Annotated in this window: 22 protein-coding genes; 11 read left to right on the top strand and 11 right to left on the bottom strand. The window is 53.0% G+C overall.

Features of this window, described 5'->3' with window-relative positions; translation table 11 throughout:
* Positions 1–7: 7 nt before the first annotated feature.
* The 3 genes from MVK60_RS08250 to MVK60_RS08240 all read left to right on the top strand — a co-directional run bounded on the left by MVK60_RS08250 (position 8) and on the right by MVK60_RS08240 (position 2646).
* A complete protein-coding gene (locus MVK60_RS08250) occupies positions 8–1192 on the top strand; it encodes an NADH-quinone oxidoreductase subunit D (protein ID WP_297438264.1) in 1185 nt (394 codons plus the stop codon).
* Positions 1193–1197: 5 nt separating this feature from the next.
* Positions 1198–1884, top strand: coding sequence for an NADH-quinone oxidoreductase subunit NuoI (nuoI, locus tag MVK60_RS08245; protein ID WP_297438462.1), 687 nt, complete (start codon positions 1198–1200; stop codon positions 1882–1884).
* Positions 1885–1962: 78 nt separating this feature from the next.
* Positions 1963–2646 (top strand): DUF996 domain-containing protein, encoded by a 684-nt coding sequence (locus MVK60_RS08240; protein WP_297438262.1) that lies wholly within the window; start codon positions 1963–1965, stop codon positions 2644–2646.
* 6 nt (positions 2647–2652) lie between these two features.
* On the opposite strand, the gene MVK60_RS08235 is transcribed toward MVK60_RS08240, so the two are convergent.
* Positions 2653–3984: a leucine/methionine racemase gene (locus MVK60_RS08235; protein ID WP_297438260.1), complete on the bottom strand. Its 1332-nt coding sequence runs from the start codon at positions 3982–3984 to the stop codon at positions 2653–2655.
* A gap of 116 nt (positions 3985–4100) precedes the next feature.
* Here MVK60_RS08235 and MVK60_RS08230 point away from each other — a divergent pair, with 116 nt between their 5' ends.
* On the top strand, positions 4101–4559 hold the full coding sequence (locus MVK60_RS08230; protein ID WP_297438460.1) for an Lrp/AsnC family transcriptional regulator: 459 nt from the start codon (positions 4101–4103) through the stop codon (positions 4557–4559).
* A 33-nt stretch (positions 4560–4592) separates the two neighbouring features.
* Here the strand turns inward: MVK60_RS08230 and MVK60_RS08225 are convergent, their stop codons facing one another.
* A complete protein-coding gene (locus MVK60_RS08225; RefSeq protein WP_297438258.1) occupies positions 4593–5159 on the bottom strand; it encodes a glutaredoxin in 567 nt (188 codons plus the stop codon).
* Between the two features lie 126 nt (positions 5160–5285).
* Here MVK60_RS08225 and MVK60_RS08220 point away from each other — a divergent pair, with 126 nt between their 5' ends.
* Together MVK60_RS08220 and MVK60_RS08215 are read left to right on the top strand one after the other, a co-directional pair.
* Positions 5286–5750, top strand: a complete 465-nt coding sequence (locus tag MVK60_RS08220) for a hypothetical protein (RefSeq protein ID WP_297438256.1) — start codon at positions 5286–5288, stop codon at positions 5748–5750.
* Positions 5751–5849: 99 nt separating this feature from the next.
* On the top strand, positions 5850–6101 hold the full coding sequence (locus MVK60_RS08215; protein ID WP_297438458.1) for a hypothetical protein: 252 nt from the start codon (positions 5850–5852) through the stop codon (positions 6099–6101).
* 8 nt (positions 6102–6109) lie between these two features.
* Here MVK60_RS08215 and MVK60_RS08210 read toward each other — a convergent pair whose 3' ends face one another.
* Complete coding sequence (locus tag MVK60_RS08210; protein WP_297438254.1) at positions 6110–6667, bottom strand: YbhB/YbcL family Raf kinase inhibitor-like protein; 558 nt, start codon at positions 6665–6667, stop codon at positions 6110–6112.
* An 83-nt stretch (positions 6668–6750) separates the two neighbouring features.
* On the opposite strand from MVK60_RS08210, the gene MVK60_RS08205 reads away from it, so the two are divergent.
* The 4 genes from MVK60_RS08205 to MVK60_RS08190 are packed head-to-tail and all read left to right on the top strand — an operon-like array spanning position 6751 to position 9479.
* Positions 6751–7473, top strand: coding sequence for an SDR family NAD(P)-dependent oxidoreductase (locus MVK60_RS08205; protein WP_297438456.1), 723 nt, complete (start codon positions 6751–6753; stop codon positions 7471–7473).
* Between the two features lie 37 nt (positions 7474–7510).
* The gene (locus tag MVK60_RS08200) at positions 7511–7972 is read left to right on the top strand and encodes a DUF2284 domain-containing protein (RefSeq protein WP_297438253.1); all 462 of its coding nucleotides are present in this window, start codon (positions 7511–7513) and stop codon (positions 7970–7972) included.
* Positions 7973–8002: 30 nt separating this feature from the next.
* The gene (locus tag MVK60_RS08195) at positions 8003–8482 is read left to right on the top strand and encodes a hypothetical protein (RefSeq protein ID WP_297438251.1); all 480 of its coding nucleotides are present in this window, start codon (positions 8003–8005) and stop codon (positions 8480–8482) included.
* Entirely contained in the window at positions 8472–9479 is a 1008-nt protein-coding gene (locus MVK60_RS08190; RefSeq protein ID WP_297438249.1) for a PIN domain-containing protein, read from the top strand. The genes MVK60_RS08195 and MVK60_RS08190 overlap by 11 nt, the downstream gene beginning before the upstream one ends.
* A 45-nt stretch (positions 9480–9524) precedes the next feature.
* Here MVK60_RS08190 and MVK60_RS08185 read toward each other — a convergent pair whose 3' ends face one another.
* The 7 genes from MVK60_RS08185 to MVK60_RS08155 form a co-directional block, all read right to left on the bottom strand.
* Entirely contained in the window at positions 9525–10211 is a 687-nt protein-coding gene (locus tag MVK60_RS08185; RefSeq protein WP_297438247.1) for a hypothetical protein, read from the bottom strand.
* 69 nt (positions 10212–10280) lie between these two features.
* On the bottom strand, positions 10281–11603 hold the full coding sequence (locus MVK60_RS08180; RefSeq protein ID WP_297438246.1) for a RuvB-like helicase: 1323 nt from the start codon (positions 11601–11603) through the stop codon (positions 10281–10283).
* Positions 11604–11760: 157 nt separating this feature from the next.
* The gene (locus MVK60_RS08175) at positions 11761–12522 is read right to left on the bottom strand and encodes a 7-carboxy-7-deazaguanine synthase QueE (RefSeq protein WP_297438244.1); all 762 of its coding nucleotides are present in this window, start codon (positions 12520–12522) and stop codon (positions 11761–11763) included.
* Positions 12523–12569: 47 nt separating this feature from the next.
* The gene (locus tag MVK60_RS08170) at positions 12570–12887 is read right to left on the bottom strand and encodes a helix-turn-helix transcriptional regulator (RefSeq protein WP_297438241.1); all 318 of its coding nucleotides are present in this window, start codon (positions 12885–12887) and stop codon (positions 12570–12572) included.
* A gap of 7 nt (positions 12888–12894) precedes the next feature.
* The gene (locus tag MVK60_RS08165) at positions 12895–13113 is read right to left on the bottom strand and encodes a hypothetical protein (protein WP_297438239.1); all 219 of its coding nucleotides are present in this window, start codon (positions 13111–13113) and stop codon (positions 12895–12897) included.
* A gap of 114 nt (positions 13114–13227) precedes the next feature.
* Complete coding sequence (locus MVK60_RS08160; protein ID WP_297438454.1) at positions 13228–13479, bottom strand: hypothetical protein; 252 nt, start codon at positions 13477–13479, stop codon at positions 13228–13230.
* A gap of 54 nt (positions 13480–13533) precedes the next feature.
* Entirely contained in the window at positions 13534–14034 is a 501-nt protein-coding gene (locus tag MVK60_RS08155) for a hypothetical protein (protein WP_297438452.1), read from the bottom strand.
* Between the two features lie 393 nt (positions 14035–14427).
* Between MVK60_RS08155 and topA the strand changes: the two genes are divergently transcribed.
* Complete coding sequence (gene topA, locus MVK60_RS08150) at positions 14428–16602, top strand: DNA topoisomerase I (RefSeq protein ID WP_297438238.1); 2175 nt, start codon at positions 14428–14430, stop codon at positions 16600–16602.
* A gap of 19 nt (positions 16603–16621) precedes the next feature.
* On the opposite strand, the gene MVK60_RS08145 is transcribed toward topA, so the two are convergent.
* A complete protein-coding gene (locus MVK60_RS08145) occupies positions 16622–17803 on the bottom strand; it encodes an NAD(P)/FAD-dependent oxidoreductase (protein ID WP_297438450.1) in 1182 nt (393 codons plus the stop codon).
* Positions 17804–17806: the final 3 nt, after the last annotated feature.

The raw sequence follows: 17806 nt of genomic DNA, 5'->3' as shown, positions 1-17806 counted from the left end.
GATGACCATGGCCGATTTGGAAGTACCGAAGGAACTTAGGGAAGAAGCAAAGGGGCACGACATGTACCTGCATCCGATAGACAAGAGCACCTACGAACTGTTCTTTGGACCGCAGCACATGGCCACCGAGAACTTCAGCATAATCCTGAAGATGGACGGCAACAGGATAGAGAAGGCGATAGTCAATCCGGGTTTTCTGCACAGGGGCTTTGAGAAGCTGGCCGAGGGCAGGCCATACTTCACGAATATAGCCCTGCTCCTCCGTATATGCGTCCCCGAGAGTGACGTTCCGGAAAACATCTACTCAATGGCAGTCGATGAGATAGTCGGCTGGGAGGTTCCAGACAGGGCCCAGTGGATAAGGACGATGGTCCTTGAGATGGCGAGGATGAGCGCATGGATGTTCTGGGTACTGGGCTTTGGAAACGAGATAGGCCTCTACACGGCCGGTCAGTGGGCGGCTGCCTACCGTGAGAGGTTCATGCGCCTCTTTGAAGAGCTCACCGGTGGCAGGGTTTACCACATCTACACCGTCCCCGGTGGCGTCAGGAGGGACATACCCGGGGACAGGTGGCTCCGTCAGCTCCGCGACACCGTCGAGTACCTCAAGGGCAAGCTCAAGGACTTTGACGAGATTCTCTTCGACAACTACATCACGATAGAGAGGACCGAGGGAGTAGGCGTCATGAACAAGAAGTTTGCGCTGAGGCATGCGGTCACCGGGCCGAACCTTCGCGCGGTCGGTGTTCCCTACGACGTCAGAAAGGACGACCCCTACTATCTCTACCCTGAGCTTGACTTCGAGATTCCGGTCTTGAAGGAGGGCGACAGTCTCGCGAGGGTCCTTGTGAGAAGGTACGAGATTGAGCAGGACCTTTACATACTCGAACAGCTCCTCGATATGGGGCCGCCAAGCGGACCTTATATGGTACAGGATCCAAGGCTCAAGGCACTACCGAGGTTCAAACCGCCGAAGGGAGACGCCTACGCACACGTCGAGAGCACTAAGGGTGACTTTGGTGCTTACGTAGTCAGCGACGGAACCCACAAGCCCTACCGCGTCCACGTTCGCGGACCGAGCCAGAGCCACGGCGTTACCGTGCTCGAGGAACTGCTTAAGGGAGCACGCCTCGCGGACGTGCCGGTCATCCTGAAGACCCTTGACAACTGCCCGCCGGACATAGACAGGTGATGAAGATGGAGAGCGTTAAAAAACCCCGAGTTAGGATCGTCGGCGAGGAGAAGGTCAGGCTCAAGAAGTCATTCGTCAAACCATGGTTGGGCATCAAGTACCTCTTCAAAAAGCCGGTCACGATAAAGATACCCTTCGAGAAGATAGAGCCGGCACCCAAGTACAGGGGGTTCCACACTCTCGACTGGAAGAAGTGCATAGGCTGTAACTTCTGCGGTCAGATATGCCCGGCCAGGGCAATAGAGATGACTTGGATAGAGATCGATGGAAAAATTGAGAAGAGACCGCATCCAAAGGTGGACTACGGCAGGTGTACCTTCTGCCAGTTCTGTGTGGATGTGTGTCCCACAGGGGCGCTCGGGCACGTGGAGAACTGCTACCTGACCACCTCGGGGATGGAGGAAGACCTGGAGCTGTACGACTGGGTTCCCATCGATCCCAAGAAGGTTCAGGAGCTCAACGAGAAGTTCGGGGACTACCGCTTCCCCGTGGAGAGGATCACATTCAACAAAGAGACCAAGGAAACCACGTACTACCTGAGGGACGGAACAGAGTTCAGGTTCAAGGTAATTGGCTACGGCCTTAAGCCCCCTGCCGCGGCGAGACCTAAACCTGCCGCAAAACCTGCTCAGAAATCCGCAGAGTCAAGCAAGAAGGACGAGGGCTCAAAGACCGAGAAAGGGAAGGGGTAACTCCCCCGGCTTTTTTTCATCGTTGGTGTATGCTTTTCCCCTCCTAAAGTTTTTTAAGAAGTTGCACCTTTACATTTTATGGTGGTATCAGTGGAGGTTGACGTGAGTAGTGAAAGGAACCTTGGTCTAATAGGTTCCATACTAGCACTTGCGGCGGGATTTTTCGGTGCTGTGCCGTACATAGGGGTTTTTGGAAGCATCCTCTCTCTGGTGGGCTTTGTACTCATACTGATAGCTCTCAAAGGAGTTGGGGACAAGGCGGGAGACGGCAGACCGTTCAGGTACTATCTCTACGGATTCATAGTTGCAGTGGGCGGTATTGTGCTCGCCGTTATCATCGTGCTGGCCGGTGTCTTAGCCCTTCACCCGAGCTCAGGGGAGGGAGTTGTTTTCCATGGGTCCCATCCTATAGGGATAGGGGAGTCAACATCTGTGGTCTACGATCTGGATCAGGGGACTCAAAGCTCCACTGTGCTGGGTCTGATCGTCATCGTGGCCATCGCCGTTATTGTCGTCTTCATCCTGGCGGCCTACTTCCAGAAAAAAGCGTGGGAGGCCATGTACGACATAACCGGTGTCAAAGAATTCGCGGACACTGCAAAATGGCTCTGGTGGGGGGCGTTGACCTTGATAATCCTGGTGGGCGCGATTCTACTCTTGATCTCCGCGATCTACCAGATACTGGCGTTTTCGAACATGCCTGAAAAGTTGAGGCCGGGAGAGGGCTCCACTGAAACGGGGATGGATGAGGTCATCTTCTGAACTTCTTCACCATCCCTGAACTTTTGAGAGCACCCTATCGGGTACTTTTCCCTCCTCCACGTCGTTTATTGCCTGTTCCAATCGGTTGAGCCCCTCTTCAAGCAGGTCCTCCTCTATCGTCAGCGGTGGCTGTATCCTGAGCACGTTGCCCTGCAGGAACGCCAGTATAAGTCCGAGCTCATAGGCCCGCCAGACGACCTTCCTGGCCTCGGAGTATGCCCTTTCCTTCGTCTCTCTATCCTTCACAAGGTCAATCCCAAGCATCAGGCCGAGGCCACGAACGTCACCGATGAGTTCATGTTCTCCCTTCATCTTCTCCAGCCGTTTTTTGGCGTATGTCCCCAGTTTCTCGGCCCTCTTTAAGAGATCCCTTTCCTCGATCTCCTCTATGACCACCAGCGCCGCCCGACTTGCAATGGGGTTCCCGCTCAGGCTGAACGCATGTCCCATCGGGGGCAGGGTGTCCATGATCTCTCTCCGTCCGAGGATGGCGCTTATGGGCAGTCCACCCCCCAGGGGCTTGGCGAGGGTTACTATGTCGGGTTTGACTCCAAAGTGCTCTATTGCAAACCACCTGCCCGTCCTTCCCATCCCGCTTTGAACCTCATCGACGGCCAGTAAGATCCCGTGCTTGTCCAAAAGGCGCTTCACCCTTTTGAAGTAGTCTCTGGGTGGAACAACCATGCCCGCATCCCCCTGTACTGGTTCGGCAAAGAGGGCGGCGATACCCTCGGCATGTACCTCTCCTTCGAACTTCTCCTTCAGGTAGGACACGCACTCCATCCTACAACTTTGGGGTTCCTTCCCGAATGGACAGCGGTAGCAGTTTGGGTATGGGATAAAGTGAACGCCGTTGAGTTCCCCCACTTTAGCCCGGGCTTCAAAGTCCAGCCCTGTAAGGCTCATAGCGCCGTACGTGGAGCCGTAGTAGCTTCGCAGATAGCTGAGAATTGAACGTCTTCCCGTGTACGCCCTGGCGAACTTTATTGCACCATCGTTTGCATCACTTCCGCTGAGGCCAAAGGCTATCTTTGGGTCTTCGATCGGTGAGATCTCGGCCAGCTTCTCTGCCAGGAGGAGAGGCTCTATCGGAAAGCCGTATATAAACGTGAAGTGAACGAGTCTGTCGGCCTGTTCCTTTATTGCCTGCACCACCCTGGGGTTGTTGTGGCCAACGTTCTGGACGGCAGCATCGCTGAGGAAGTCTATGTACTCCCTCCCACGGATGTCCCAAACACGCGCGTTCTCCGCTTTGACCCCTACTATTGGGGTGTAGGTTACCCGCGATGATGTTGGGAACATGTGGGAGTACCGTCTGGCAACATCCTCCTCGTCCATGGTCACACCCTAGATGTTATACTCCTTAGAAATTAATAGAGATTTCGGTTAAATTTTACGTATTACATATAAATCTTTATAAATAAAATGCTGAAATATTAAGATCGGTGGTTTGTATGGCTGAGATTCGTCTCGATGAACTTGATAGGGGCATCCTTCGGATACTCCAGGAAAACGGGAGGGCGAGCTACTCTGAAATGGCTCGGAGGTTGAGGGTTCCAGAGTCCACAGTGCGTCTTCGGGTCAAAAAACTCCAGGAGATAGGGGTTATACGAAAGTTCTCTGCGCTCATCAATCCCTTCAAGGCGGGTTACTCAATAGTCGCTTTTATAGCGGTTGATGTTGAGGCCAGCAGGATAAAAATGGCAGCGGAGGAGCTCAGTAAACTCCCTGAGGTGGATGTCTTGGGGATCGCAACGGGTGCTCACGATATCCTGATGCAAGTCACGGTGAGGGACCTTCAGGAGCTTGAAAACTTCCTTATAGAGAAGCTCGGAAGGATAGGGGGGATAAGGAGCACCGAGACCTCCATCCTCATGAGTGTAAGGAAATGGGGCTATGCCAGGGTGTTTTAATGGCCCCCTACTGTGCAATAACTCCAAAAGAGATCAACCGGACGTCTGATTCGTCTTCGGTAGCCGGTTCTTGACGAAGATGGTGTAGAGCTGCCCTATGTACACCTGGGACTTCGTGTCGTTGTAGGGCAGGATGTACCACTCTCCTCCCACCTCAAGAAAGACCCCCGAATGTTTCATGGCTTGGTACACTATCTGTGGGGTGGCGCTTACGTTGAATTCCCCCTCAATGACCCCTCTAAGCTTTCCCTGGTAAGTTATTCCAATAGCCGGCACTCCCGAGATCCCAGTCAGCCTTGAGAGTTCTCTAAATATCTCGTCATTTGTGGCGTTTCCGACCAGTTCATAATAAGTCAGACTTCTCTCACCGAAGGTTGCGGGAATTAAGGTATGCATGTGCCTGCAGTGCGGGCACGTTTTCATACCGTACATGTAGAAGTGGAGTTCGTTGAAGTATATCTTGGTGCCGTTGATAATCGTGTACCCTGAGGGTCCCATCGACTGTGTTGTTGAAGTGCCTGGTGAAGTTTCGCCCGATATGCATCCGGCCGCAAATCCCCCAAGAACCAAGAGCACGATAAAGATCGCGTACCTCTTCATTTTCCCACCTATCTACCACTCGTCGTGTAGGGTTATAAGTCTTGATGTTGGTGACCTGCACGGTTCTTCAATCGCTAGCCACGGGAGGCTTAAATTCTTTGAGCTCTAAAACCTTTGGGGGTAGCCATGCAGGAGTGGTATCGCTCTAGATCCCTTTACGAAGCGGTTTTAAAGCTTATTCAGGCCGGCAACTATGATGAAGCTGTCAATATGGCCAGGGCCATTCCGGATAAGGTTGTTCGCTCTAAAGCAATGTCCCGTATAGCCCTTGAGCTGGCTAGGAAAGGTGGTGACTACAGGGACGCCCTTGAGCTGGCCATTAAAAGTGCCCTGGACATAGAAACCGAAGCGGAGAGCACTAAAGCCCTGATGAGCCTGGCATTTGAGTTTCTCAACATGGGAGACACGGATGAGGCCCTGAAGATAGCGGAGTACATGAGGGATCTCTCGAACAAGTCCAAGATACAGGCGGAGGTTGCCATGGTTCTGGCTAGGTCAGGAAGGGTATCCGAGGCAATGAACCTCATAGAGGGCATAATCGATGACGATGTAAAGACCTGGGCGATGTCAAGGCTTGCGAGTCAACTTTAGTTTTAAGTGCCTATCCCACCCAATTATTCCCTCACTTTTAACTTAAAGAAGTGCATAATGCTTTTTTGTCTTTACGGTTCTCCCGTTTGGGTGACGAGTATGAACGGTGGAGAGATAATAGGGTTAATCGGAATGATACTGCTGGTGAGTTCATGGGTGCCCCAAACGATCGAAACAGTAAGAACGCGACAGTGCCCTCTTAATCTGAAGTTTATAATCATCTACGTGACCGCCGCGACGATGCTTACGGTGTACTCCTACGTGATCGGCGATTGGATCTTCTTTACCCTCAACTTCCTATCGGCGTTTCAGAGTGCGGTAAACCTGGTGGTAAAGCTTAAAGAAAAGTGACTCGATGTTTATATCCGCTTGTATAGGCCTACCAGCTCTCCCCACTGGATCACGTGGTTCCTCATGGCCTCTTCAAGTTCTTCCCTTGTTGACCCGGGCTTCAGGTTGAGCTCCACGTTCAGCGCGTATATTCTGAAGCGGTAGTGATGTGTCCCATGTCCACGTGGAGGGCACGGACCCCCGTACCCCACCCTGCCAAAATCGTTCCTCCCCTGGATGAGGGTCATAGGGTTCTTAACCTCCGCCACCTTGGGGAGGTTCTCCGGGATCTCGCCTCTTGGCGGAATGTTCCATGCTATCCAGTGTGTAAAAGTACCTCTGGGGGCATCTGGGTCGTCCATAATTATGACCAGGCTCCTGGCCTTGGGGCTTATGTTGCCGATGTAGATAGGCGGGTTGATATCTTCCCCGTCGCAGGTGAACTTTGAGGGGATAAAGCTGCCGTCATGGAAAATAGAACCAATCTTCAGGCTTTTTTCAGCGTTCATAACACCACCTCCATTGGTAGAGGACAGGCACCCAGCCAGGAACACCACGAACGCTACCAGCAGGGGGACTGCCTTCATGGTAACAATTGTATTTCCAAACGTAAAAACATTTCGCCCGAACCCTTTTTAGGTTTCATGGGAAACCGTCGTAGGTGATACCCATGCGGCTTGAGGGGAAAGTGGCTGTTGTTACGGGATCTGCAAGGGGAATCGGCAGAGCCATAGCGGTTGAGCTTGCTAAGAGGGGGGTAAAAGTTGTCATAAACTACGCTCACAGTTATAATGAGGCTAGAAAAACGGCGGAGTTCTGCAGGATCCACGGTGCGGAGACCCTCTTAGTAAAGGCGGATGTCACTGACAGGAAGCAGGTCAGGAAGATGGTTGAGGGGACCATCGAGCGTTTTGATAGGATAGACATCCTCGTGAACAACGCCGGAATCCTTGGAAAGGCCCTGGAGCCCATGGAGGTCACCGACGATGACTGGGACGCTGTTCTCGGCGTCAACCTCAAGGGGGCCTTCATCGTCACCCAGGAGGTTCTCAGGTACATGAAGAAGGGAAAGATAGTTAACATAGCCTCGATAGCCGGCAAGGACGGTGGAACGGTCGGGCCTCACTACGCGGCCTCGAAGGGCGGACTGATAGCCCTCACGTTCAACCTCGCAAGGCATCTTGCTCCCAACATCCTCGTCAACGCAGTGGCCCCGGGACCGGTTGATACAGAGCTGATAAGTCCTGAGATAAAGGAAAGGCTCCGTTCGCTCTCGCTGACCGGGGAGATAGCCAAACCGGAGGAGATAGCCCACGCTGTGGTATTCCTCCTCGAAAACGACCACATAACCGGCGAGGTTATAGATGTCAACGGCGGCAGGCTGATGGATTGATTTTTAAGCTCTTCCTCCATCTTTTTCTTGATGCCCCATGAAGGTGCTGTGGGAGGGGGAAATCCCAGCTGATGAGATAGTCGTCTCACCCAGGCCTGTCTGGAAGTGCCGCTCCTGTCCGATGTACGGCAAAAGACCGAGCTGTCCTCCACATGCCCCGAACTGGACGGAGGTGAGGGAGTGGGTGCGGCACTTCAAGAGGGCCATGATAGTGAAGTTCGAGATAGACATGGACAACTTCGAGAGGGAGAAACGGGGGGTCCTCCGGTATCTTCTGAAGAGGGAGGAGGAGTTCTTCCGGGAGGGAAAAATGTATGCAACAGCCCTCTTCCCCGGTTCCTGCAACCTCTGCGACGACTGTCCCTTCGAAAGGGGAGAGGCCTGCAGACTGCCGACTAAGGTCAGGCCGAGCATCGATGCGGTTGGGATAGAACTCGCTTCCCTTGTGGAACTTGACTTCTCCGAAAGTGTTTTGTACGGGATGGTGCTAGTTGATTAGAGAGGAATTATCCGTTTGAGGTGGCGATGCATGGTCAAAATCGCTTACGTCGCACTTTTGGGACGCTCAGAGTGGGCACTGGTGAACACATACTACGCGGTGGTCAATAATGGGAAAAAGCCCGAACGGATCCTCATCGTGACTGGGGAGAGGCACGTGAAAACACTTTCAAAGGTCGTTGATGCACTGAAAGAGATATCCAGGGCGTACTCGTTCAACCCCGATATAAGTCGCCTTGTAATCAAAGACGACAACTTGCAGGACGCTGAGGAGAGGCTGAGGAACCTCTTTGACTCCCTGGACTCCGAGGGGTACACGATAGAACTCGACATAACATCCGGGAGAAAGGCCATGGTCGCGTTGGCCGTACTCAAGATGGCGAGGCATAAAAACGGTGAGATCAACTACCTGGCCCTCCTTGACAGGGATTCCCCGAACCGGCCCTACATGATGATACCAGCTCACATGCAGCGGCTCAACGTCTTCGGGTGGGACAGCGATGTACCATGAGGAACTTATAAGAAAACCTGAGCTTCAGATCCTCCTGAACGTTCTCGATGAGGTCGAGGTCAGCTTTCCACTCTACGAGCTCCCTCTTATAAGGGCTAGGCGTTGGGAGAATGGGTATATTGTTGACGCCCTCGCAGGCTACCACGATTTTTCAAAGGCGATGCATGGGATTGAGCACCTGAGCCACGAACTTCCAACTTACAGCGACTTTTACGAGACATTTATGGCATCGGGGATAATCCTCTACGATAACGTTGATGAGTTCAAACGAAGCCTTGAGCTGTACGATTACCTGAAGAAGGGTGTTGCTTTTGCGCCGGATACAAATGTCCTCTACCACAGATTTATCTCGAATTTTCGACAGCTGGACGGATACCAGATTGTAATAGCCGAAGGCGTGAAGAAGGAAGTAGAGAACGCCATGAACTACAAATATCGGCGAAATCAGCTTGACGAGATGAAACGGGCTGTGAAAAACTCTTGGCTGTTAAAAGAGCTCAGCAACCGCCGCGTTAAGAAATCCCGCAAGGCGGCATACATAGCCCTGAAGGAGTTCGAGCGCCTTAAGGATCGTGTTGTCATCGCGGAGAATGTAAACGAAATCGCCCACAACAACGACGAGATAATAGTCAAATCACTCAAGAGGTACGATGATATAAGCCCCGTTCTTGTTGTTTTCCTGACAGCGGACGTTGCAGTGACCGATGTCGCCGAGATGGAAGGATTGGAGTACTTCCTGTTCCAATATCCCAGTGCCAGTATCGGGAGGCATAGCGTCTCGGCGTATCAGCTTAGAACACTTCTCTTCAATCTCGCGGCTGTTTTTGGAGTAATCGAGGTAAATGGAACCCTAATTTTTGGAGAGTTCGGCGGGAAAAGGGGCCTAAACGAGCTGAAGCTGGTCTTTGGGAAAGAAGACAGGATCTACAATGAGTTCGGATTCCACCTCAGGCTCAGCAGGAAGTTGATGGGAATTATGAGGGGATGGAACTCCTAAGCCTCCAAAGAGTAGGAACGGAAGCGCGTACGGGGGTTTCCTAATTCACCCCACCTCCAATCCGCCGGATGAAACCTCACTCCCGTTGTAGAGGACCTTAAAGAGGTAGTTGCCAGGTCCTCTGACGGTCACCGTCAGACTGAGATTGTCAATCCTCATTATTGTGGAGCCGTTCTTCAGATTGAGCTCTTCTGCCTTCCAAACACCTGAGCCTTTCTCTATGCGCCGGGGCTTAACGTCCAGATAGGAGGTTGTTCCAAGGCTTTTTCCACCACTTTCAACCTCAATGTAAACAGGCATCTTCTCGACATTGGCCACGTAGGTGACTCTACGTAGAGGCTCCCCGTTGATGGTGATGTTTAAGTTTTCCGGGACGAAGGGCGGAACCAGTCTCAGAACAGGAATCGTTATACTCGCGTTTAAATCCTTCCCGATGATTTCGACCTCGAAGAGGTACAGTGTTGCGTTGGTATCCTCAAGGAGTTTCTGGGTCTCGTTGAAAAGGCCCATAGGGGCAGTTAACCAGCCGGAGAAGGTGCCGTTTATCTTGGCGCTCCCGACAGCGGTCGTGAAGGATGAAGTCCCACTGAGATTCCTTCCCGTGGAAGCTGTTGATACGCTGCCTCCTATATTACCGGTCCGGGTTTGAGTCGTGTCCGAGGTCAAGATGCACCCGCTCATGAGTGCCCCCATGAGAACCATCACAACAGCGATGGCACTAACATGGCGCATTCTCTCACCAATAACATCAAGAAATTAAAGCTTAAAAGTGTTATGGAAAGAACTCCCGGAAAGAGAAAATCAGCTCAGCATCCCCTTGAGACTCTCCACGAATTCCATGCTCCTCCCAATGTCGGCGAAGTACTCTTGGGCCTTTTCCACGTGCTCCCTCTCGACCCTGTTATTTCCAGCGAGGATACTGGCCGGTGCTAGGAGCTGAACGGCATAGCGCAGGCTGGTTCTTTCGCCCAGCTCGGCCAGGTACTCCATCGCTTCGTCACTGACCTCTATATTCTCCTCCCTGGCCCTTATCCTGACTATCTCGCGGATCTCATCCTTTCCATAGGGCTCTGTGTTGATTATAAGTAACCTGTCGAGCATGTCGATTGGAATGCCGTGCGGCGCCTCGATGTCAGTTCCCCTTATCTTCGTTCTCCCGCGGTTGGTGGCCAGGATGAGTATCGGTGCCAGTTCACCTTCCATTGCCCTAGCCAGGAATGAGAATGCCTCCACATCGAGCATGTGGCACTCGTCTATGAAGAGCACCCCTGGAACGAGCGTTGCCCTGCCCTCTTCAATCCACTGCTTAACGGTTTCATCAACGCGGGCCCTGACCTCGTCGCTTATCTCTGCTCCTGTACTGAACAGCAGGCCAAAGATATTTCCACGGGCGTTGGCCACGTCTAGGTCGTGGAGCGTGACTGTGTACGTGAACTCCTTTATCTTAAGAACTGGGCCACCTGGCAGGTTCACCCTTCTCTTGAAGAAAAGGCCCTCCTCTTCCTTGGTTGTCCCTATCTTTGATATTCTACCTGTTTCGGCGTCTATCTGGATTACGTCTCCCTCTTCGATGCCCATTTCCATGAGCTGATACGCTATCTCCCTACCTGCCCTCACGGATTTCTCATCGTCTTTCGTGCGGAGGGTTACCGTGACGCTCTCTGGCACCTCCGCGTAGGGATTAAACGGATGCCGCGTCTTGTTTATCCGTATTTCCTTGACCTCGCCCTCGTAGACCTTCTTCTCCTCGCTTATCCTAACCCCTATTGCCCTCCTCAGGGCCTCTTTGAGGAACTCTGTTTTCTTAATCTCAGCCGAATAAATCTCGCTTCCCGCTATCTGGACAAATGGCACATCTTCACCGAGTTCCCTTGCTATGCCCATTGCTATGGCGGTTTTGCCACTGCCCGTGGGGCCAACAAGGAGAATCCCCTTTCCAGCCAGCTTGCCGCGTTTGATGAGATGGACCGCTATCCCTGCAGCTTCCCTTGCCTTTACCTGTCCTACCATTCCATCCGCCATGAACGGAGCTTTTCCGTTCTCGTCAAGTCCCAGCCCCCTTATGTGGGAATGGCTTCCAACCCTCTCAAAGCTCCTGGTGGCGACCTCCTCGATAACAGGCATGTTCCCACCCCCTTAATCTTTCCAAGGGTTACTAAAAGAGGGAGGGGTTTAAAAATTTGACGGAGCGGCTCAGCCGTGGTCGATGCGGGCATCGTTAACCCCAAAGGCCAATATCCTCATTGCCTGAAAGGGTTATACCAGGTCTTTAAAAACTCTCTCAAAGCACATGGAGGTACTTGTGAACCTGAAAGCTCAGGCCGACGTTCTTCCTCCCCATTACCACGGCGGCTTCACGATAAACGGCCATGAGTCCTTCCTGACTTATTCCCATCGGCTCCCTCGGCTGGATCACGAGGGGGGCCAGACCTTTCAGCAGCTCCGCATACCATCGAACGTTCTCGATTTTCGTCTTTGACGTAACGACGAGCTTGGCGTAAACTTCTGTCCCGGCTTCCTTCAGGGTTCTTATGCTCTCGACCTCGCGGAGAACCAAAGCCTTCCAGTTCTCAGTAGCCTTAGCCGTTTCATCCTTTATATCAACGCTCGCGTAGTCCGTGAGGGGGGCAACCTCATTAACCCGCTCCGGAAGGCCCCCATGAGTTTCGAGGAAGTTGTTGAAGCCGAGGTTTTTCATTTTCTCCATAATCGCCTTGAGCGCCCTTATCTGGAGCGTCGGCTCGCCGCCGGTGTAGCTTATCGAGTGGATGTCCCCTGTGTCGAGGCGTATAATTGCATCGACGACATCATCGAGCTCCGCAGGGTTTGGTCTGTACTCGAACTTCCCTGTGAAGGGCTCCACCTCGTAGCGCCAGCGGAAAACGTGGGAGGCGTTGATGTATTCCTTGGAGTCACACCAAATACAGTTAAGGTCGCAGCCGGCGAATCGGACGAAGATCTGCCTCCTCCCAAAAGCAGAGCCCTCGACGCTCCCGCCTTCACCCTGCCAGCTGTTAAAGACCTCGGCCATTACGAGTTTCATGTCAGACAATACGTCGGAACGGTTTTAAGGGTTTGGCTTTCGATCACTCAAGTTTCAGACCAATCTCTAACTCTCCTTCGGATTTCCTCGATGCACGGAACATCGCTTCGCGTTCGGTAGTACTTCCTGACTATCATGCGCTTTTCGTCCATTTCGGCCCGATACTCAAGGAATCCTGCATTCAGAAGCTTCCGGAGATGCGAGATGAGCAGGGGCTTTGATATCCCCAGTGCTTCCCTGAGCTCCCTGCTGGTTTTTTCCGCATCCATGCACAGTATCAGTATCCTGAGTCGGGTTGTACTGGAGAGGATCTTGAACGTCTCGGAAAGTCTCTGGATGTTCTCCTCGGCATCCCCCTCGGCCATCAGTCCATCACTCCTTGAGTTCCTCCCTCAGTTCCCGTATTTCCTCTCTGAGAAGCCTTATCTCCTCAAGCAGGGCAGGCATGGCATCATCCGTATCGGGGTTTATCGGTTTCGATGTTTCAGATGGACCGGAACAGCGGGTTATGAGGAAAACCACGCCCACAACAACCATCAGGAGCAAGAGCCAGCCCAGGAAGTCCATCCCTGGAGGCATGGGTACGGGCATCTTTCATTCCTCCTTCAGTTTTCATTACAGTCAACGTTTATTCTACCGGGTAAATGTTTGTTTACCTGTTATATAAACCTTCCCATTGAGCACGGGAAAGGCGTGAGAACATGTTCAGAGTTCGATGCCCTTCATGTGTTTGCTCACGTAGCCCTCAAGAATCTCGACTCTTACGCTCCGGTCCTCACCGGTCATATCGGCCATAAGCTGAACTCCCCTAGCGTAGTCCCAGAGGCGCCTTTTGGCTCCCTCTGTAACGTGCTCGGCCATAACGATTATCTCCCGCTCGTTGGGCCTTTCGCTCACGATCTCGATGACCTTCCGGGCGTCCTCCTCGGTGAAGGTTCCACCCTTCTTGAAGAGCACCATCATCACCTCCGACATTAATTAAATAATAGCATGATTAACTAATTAAATAACTTAAATGTATCTCATAAGCAGTTCAACGGCCTCTTCAAGTATCTCCCTGTCCCTTCCATCGAGAACGCTCTCGAGGTAGTGGAGGCTGGCGAGGTTTAAAATTATGTAAGCGGTGTTTCGATCCAAGCCGAGGTCGTAGGCCTCGTAGTAGACGATCTTCTTACCAAGGGCCTCGTTGAGCATCTCTACGAAGTAAGCGATGTCCTCAACGGTCAGCTCATCCCGTTTGCTCTCCATTTCATCGAAGTACCTCTCCATTGTTCTGAGAGTCTCCAGGTCAACCTTCAGCGTTCCCTCAGCGTAGGGAAACTCACCAACGCGGAAGACTTTTACCCCTTCGTCGTCCTGAACTCCGATGTAGTCCCACAGGAGAATTCCCTCAACGGGGTTGCGACCGTATTTGCCCGCCAGATAGGAAAAGCGCTCTATAGCCTCGTCCATGTTATCGATGAACTCCTCCTCGTCCTGAAATCCCACTATCTTGCTCACGGTTCCAGCCACATCCCGCACCTATCTTGAATAGAGTACGTGGTTATAAGTGTTTGTTCTTTTGTTGGGCATCTACTCCGAGGGGGATTTGGATGCCCTTTAGAAAAGCGCGGCACCTGAGGTCGATGCCGTGGCATCAGGAGCAGTAGCTCCACGACAGCAGATTCTGATATCTGTTAACCTCCATTTTGGCAACTTCATACAGTTCGTGTTCCGCTCCTGGCCTCTCCCCAGCAGATGGCGGTATTGAATGGGGTAATACAGGAGGGAGAACAACGGCCAGAGTACCGGGTTGAACTTCATGACATCCTGAAGGCTTTTACTGAGCACCAGAACTCAGGAGGGCACCCCAAAGCTTTCCGCAGGATTTTTATAGTACCGCTCCAATGGGATAGAGGTGTCGCCATGGTCACGCTCATCATCGCGGAGAAGCCAAACGTTGCCAGAAAGATAGCGTACGCACTCGCTGAGGGAAAACCTCTGCGGAGGAGTATAGGAAAGGCGAACTATTACGAGTTCACCCGTGATGGGAAAAAGGCCGTGGTAGCCCCCGCCGTCGGACACCTCTTCTCCCTGGCCCCTAGAGTAAAGACTTACGGTTATCCGATATTCGATGTGGAGTGGGTCCCCGTTCACGTCGCCGAAAAAGGGAAGGGCTACGCTAAGGACTACATCAACGCCCTGGCCTCTCTGGCGAAGAAGGCGGACGAGTTCGTAGTGGCCTGCGACTACGACACGGAGGGTGAAGTTATCGGTTACACGGCCCTCAAGTACGCCTGTGGCATCAACCCCACCCAGGCAAAGAGGATGAAGTTCTCGGCCCTGACGAAGAAAGACCTTCTCCGCGCGTGGTACAACCTTGAACCCACCATAAATTTCGGGATGGCTGATGCAGGAATAGCGCGCCACATCCTTGACTGGTACTGGGGCGTCAACCTTTCAAGGGCCTTAACATCAGCGATAAAGCGTGCGAGCGGCAAGTGGATGATTCTTTCCACGGGTCGAGTTCAGGGCCCAACGCTCAAGTTCCTTGTGGACCGGGAGAAAGAGATTCAGAACTTCAAGCCCACGCCCTACTGGGTTATCAAAATGCTCCTTGAGAAGGATGGGGGGCAGTACACGGCGGTCTATGAGAAGGAGCGCATCTTGGACGAGGAATCGGCCAAACGCATCGTTGAAGAGGCCAAGAAAGGCCCCGCGTTCGTCGAGAAAGTTGAGGTCAAGAAGCAGAACCGGTATCCCCCTGTGCCCTTCGATCTTGGAACCCTCCAGAGGGAGGCCTACTCAGCATTCGGCTACTCTCCGAAGAAAACGCTGGATCTTGCGCAGAAGCTCTATGAGAAGGGTCTCCAGTCCTACCCCCGTACCTCTTCTCAAAAGCTTCCCAAAAACCTCAACCTCCGCTCGATAATACAGAGGTTAGCGAAGCTTGAGGCGTACAAGCCTTTCGCCCACGAGCTCCTTGGGAGAGAGAAGCTAAGGCCTGTTGAGGGGAAGAAGGACGACCCTGCTCATCCGGCCATTTACCCAACGGGAGAGCTTCCAAAGCCAGGTGACCTGACGAAAGATGAGCAAAACATCTACGATCTCGTGGTCAGGCGTTTCCTGGCCCTCTTCATGGAGCCGGCCGTCAGGGAGATAATGAAGGTGGTCATAACCTCCAACGGTCACCGCTTCCTATTGAGTGGGGCCAGGACCCTTAAGGAGGGCTGGCTGAAGGTATACGGAAGGTACGTCAAGTTTGACGAGGTGATCCTCCCCGCGTTTAAGGAGAGCGAGCTGGTCAAGGTAATCCAGATAAAGCGAGAGAAGAAGAAGACGAAACCGCCGGCGAGATACTCACCCGCCGCGGTTATCAAGAGGATGGAGGACCTCGGCATAGGAACCAAGGCCACCCGCGCCCAGATTCTGGAGACCCTCTACAGCCGCGGCTATATTGAGGGTAAGAGAAAGATAAAAGTAACCCCTCTTGGAATGAGGGTCGTGGAGGCTCTTGAGAGGAACGTGCCCGACATAGTCAGTGTCGAGCTCACAAAAGCCTTCGAGGAGAGGATGAAGGAGATTATGGCAGGGAAGGCCGACAGAGAAGGTGTCATCGAGGAGAGCAAGAACCAGCTCATCAAAATCCTCCAGATCTTCAAGGAGAAGGAGCTCGACATCGGAAAGATGCTCATGGAGACTACTGGAACCGGTGCGACCACCTCAAAAACGGCCGCCAGAACGGCCGGCGCCGTGAAGGAGCTCAGCGAGGAAGAGGAAAGGGGAGTTAAAAAGACCATTGACAAAGGGGAAGGGAGGAAAAAGCCCCTCGTCGTTGGAAAATGCCCGAAGTGCGGTGGCGACCTCGTGGTGAGGTACAACCGGAGAACCGGAAAGAGGTTTGTGGGTTGCTCCAACTGGCCAAAGTGCAACGTCACCTACCCTCTGCTCCAGCGCGGCGAGGTGATACCAACCAACAAAACCTGCTGTGGCGGTGCACCTGTCGTTAAGATACGTGAGGGTGAACGGGAGTATGAGGTTTGTCTGGACATGAACTGCGATGAATACCGTTATAGAAGGAGCACCAGAAAGGCCAAGTAACCGGAAAAGAGAAGGAGAATCACAGGAGCTGTCTGAGGAGCTTCATCCTCCTTGGACTCATGAGAACCTTCGGGTTCTTCAGGAGCGCTTTGATGACCTCAAAGTAATTGCCGCCGGCTATCTTCTCGGCGTCGGCACCGCTGAGGAGCTGGATGAAGAGGTCCAGATCCTCATCCGTGAGCTTCTCTGTAATCTTCCTGACCTTGAGGATCTTCTCAAGTCTCCCCCCTTCCTTCTCCCACCACTCTCTGGCGTAGTTCTGAAGGAGGGTGATGTTCTCTTCCTCAAGGGCCTGGATTATCCACTCGCTCGCGATGGTTCCGGCCTCCATGGCCTCACCCATTCCACCACCGTGCATTGGATTTACCTGCCTCGCCGCGTCTCCAACGACGAGAACGTTATCCTTGACGAGCTCCTTGACGAAACCGCCGACGGGGACGACTCCAACGTTCACCTCGAGGATCTTCTTAGCCGGAATCCTGTTCTCCCCCAGCCACTTGTCGAGGTAGTACTTGGCCGTCTGCGGGTTGTCCGAGTTGATCCCTATGCCGACGTTGGCCCTGTCCTCGTCCTTCGGGAAGACCCAGACGTAACCCCTAGGGGCAACCTCGTTGCCGAACCATAGGTGTATCAGATCCGGGTCGTAGCCTTCGATGAGCATCTCGTACTCATAGCTCGAATCGAACTCGTGTGGCGGAGCGTAGGTGTTTATGCCGGCCTTCCTCGCTATTGTGCTTTCCACACCATCTGCCGCGACGATAACGTCTGCGTAGATTTCTACCGGCTCATCTTCGTGCTTGGCCTTAATTCCAGCGACCCTACCGTCTCTCCTAATGACGTCCACCGCCTCAGTTCTGGCGAGGACATCGGCCCCGGCCTTCGCCGCGTAGTAGGCCAGCATCTTATCGAAGACCTTCCTCTCCAGGATGACACCGCTGACGTCCTTGTACCTCATCTCAAGTTCGTAGCCGCTTGGGGAATAAAGCTTGGCACCGTACACCTCGCGGTTGATGAAGCGCCTGTCGTAGGGTATCCCGTACTTCTCGAATACCTTTACGCTGATTCCCTCGGCGCACTGCTTCGGCGTACCGATCGCCCACTTTTTATCTATTAGAATAACGGAGTATCCTTTTCTGGCAACGTTCCTCGCAATTATCGGGCCGGCGATTCCGGCACCGACTACGACTACGTCATATTTCATCCC

The organism is Thermococcus sp., assembly GCF_026988555.1.
In the GTDB taxonomy this organism is placed as follows: Archaea; Methanobacteriota_B; Thermococci; order Thermococcales; family Thermococcaceae; genus Thermococcus.
This window is presented reverse-complemented; position numbering and strand designations above follow the sequence as displayed.

Coding starts and splice junctions, on each gene's coding strand:
- MVK60_RS08195 (WP_297438251.1), top strand. CDS start 8,003: ATGGTCAAAATCGCTTACGTCGCACTTTTGGGACGCTCAGAGTGGGCA.
- MVK60_RS08185 (WP_297438247.1), bottom strand. CDS start 10,211: ATGCGCCATGTTAGTGCCATCGCTGTTGTGATGGTTCTCATGGGGGCA.
- MVK60_RS08240 (WP_297438262.1), top strand. CDS start 1,963: ATGGTGGTATCAGTGGAGGTTGACGTGAGTAGTGAAAGGAACCTTGGT.
- topA (WP_297438238.1), top strand. CDS start 14,428: ATGGTCACGCTCATCATCGCGGAGAAGCCAAACGTTGCCAGAAAGATA.
- MVK60_RS08200 (WP_297438253.1), top strand. CDS start 7,511: ATGAAGGTGCTGTGGGAGGGGGAAATCCCAGCTGATGAGATAGTCGTC.
- MVK60_RS08175 (WP_297438244.1), bottom strand. CDS start 12,522: ATGAAACTCGTAATGGCCGAGGTCTTTAACAGCTGGCAGGGTGAAGGC.
- MVK60_RS08165 (WP_297438239.1), bottom strand. CDS start 13,113: ATGCCCGTACCCATGCCTCCAGGGATGGACTTCCTGGGCTGGCTCTTG.
- nuoI (WP_297438462.1), top strand. CDS start 1,198: ATGGAGAGCGTTAAAAAACCCCGAGTTAGGATCGTCGGCGAGGAGAAG.
- MVK60_RS08250 (WP_297438264.1), top strand. CDS start 8: ATGGCCGATTTGGAAGTACCGAAGGAACTTAGGGAAGAAGCAAAGGGG.
- MVK60_RS08230 (WP_297438460.1), top strand. CDS start 4,101: ATGGCTGAGATTCGTCTCGATGAACTTGATAGGGGCATCCTTCGGATA.
- MVK60_RS08180 (WP_297438246.1), bottom strand. CDS start 11,603: ATGCCTGTTATCGAGGAGGTCGCCACCAGGAGCTTTGAGAGGGTTGGA.
- MVK60_RS08205 (WP_297438456.1), top strand. CDS start 6,751: ATGCGGCTTGAGGGGAAAGTGGCTGTTGTTACGGGATCTGCAAGGGGA.
- MVK60_RS08210 (WP_297438254.1), bottom strand. CDS start 6,667: ATGAAGGCAGTCCCCCTGCTGGTAGCGTTCGTGGTGTTCCTGGCTGGG.
- MVK60_RS08170 (WP_297438241.1), bottom strand. CDS start 12,887: ATGGCCGAGGGGGATGCCGAGGAGAACATCCAGAGACTTTCCGAGACG.
- MVK60_RS08145 (WP_297438450.1), bottom strand. CDS start 17,803: ATGAAATATGACGTAGTCGTAGTCGGTGCCGGAATCGCCGGCCCGATA.
- MVK60_RS08215 (WP_297438458.1), top strand. CDS start 5,850: ATGAACGGTGGAGAGATAATAGGGTTAATCGGAATGATACTGCTGGTG.
- MVK60_RS08225 (WP_297438258.1), bottom strand. CDS start 5,159: ATGAAGAGGTACGCGATCTTTATCGTGCTCTTGGTTCTTGGGGGATTT.
- MVK60_RS08220 (WP_297438256.1), top strand. CDS start 5,286: ATGCAGGAGTGGTATCGCTCTAGATCCCTTTACGAAGCGGTTTTAAAG.
- MVK60_RS08190 (WP_297438249.1), top strand. CDS start 8,472: ATGTACCATGAGGAACTTATAAGAAAACCTGAGCTTCAGATCCTCCTG.
- MVK60_RS08235 (WP_297438260.1), bottom strand. CDS start 3,984: ATGGACGAGGAGGATGTTGCCAGACGGTACTCCCACATGTTCCCAACA.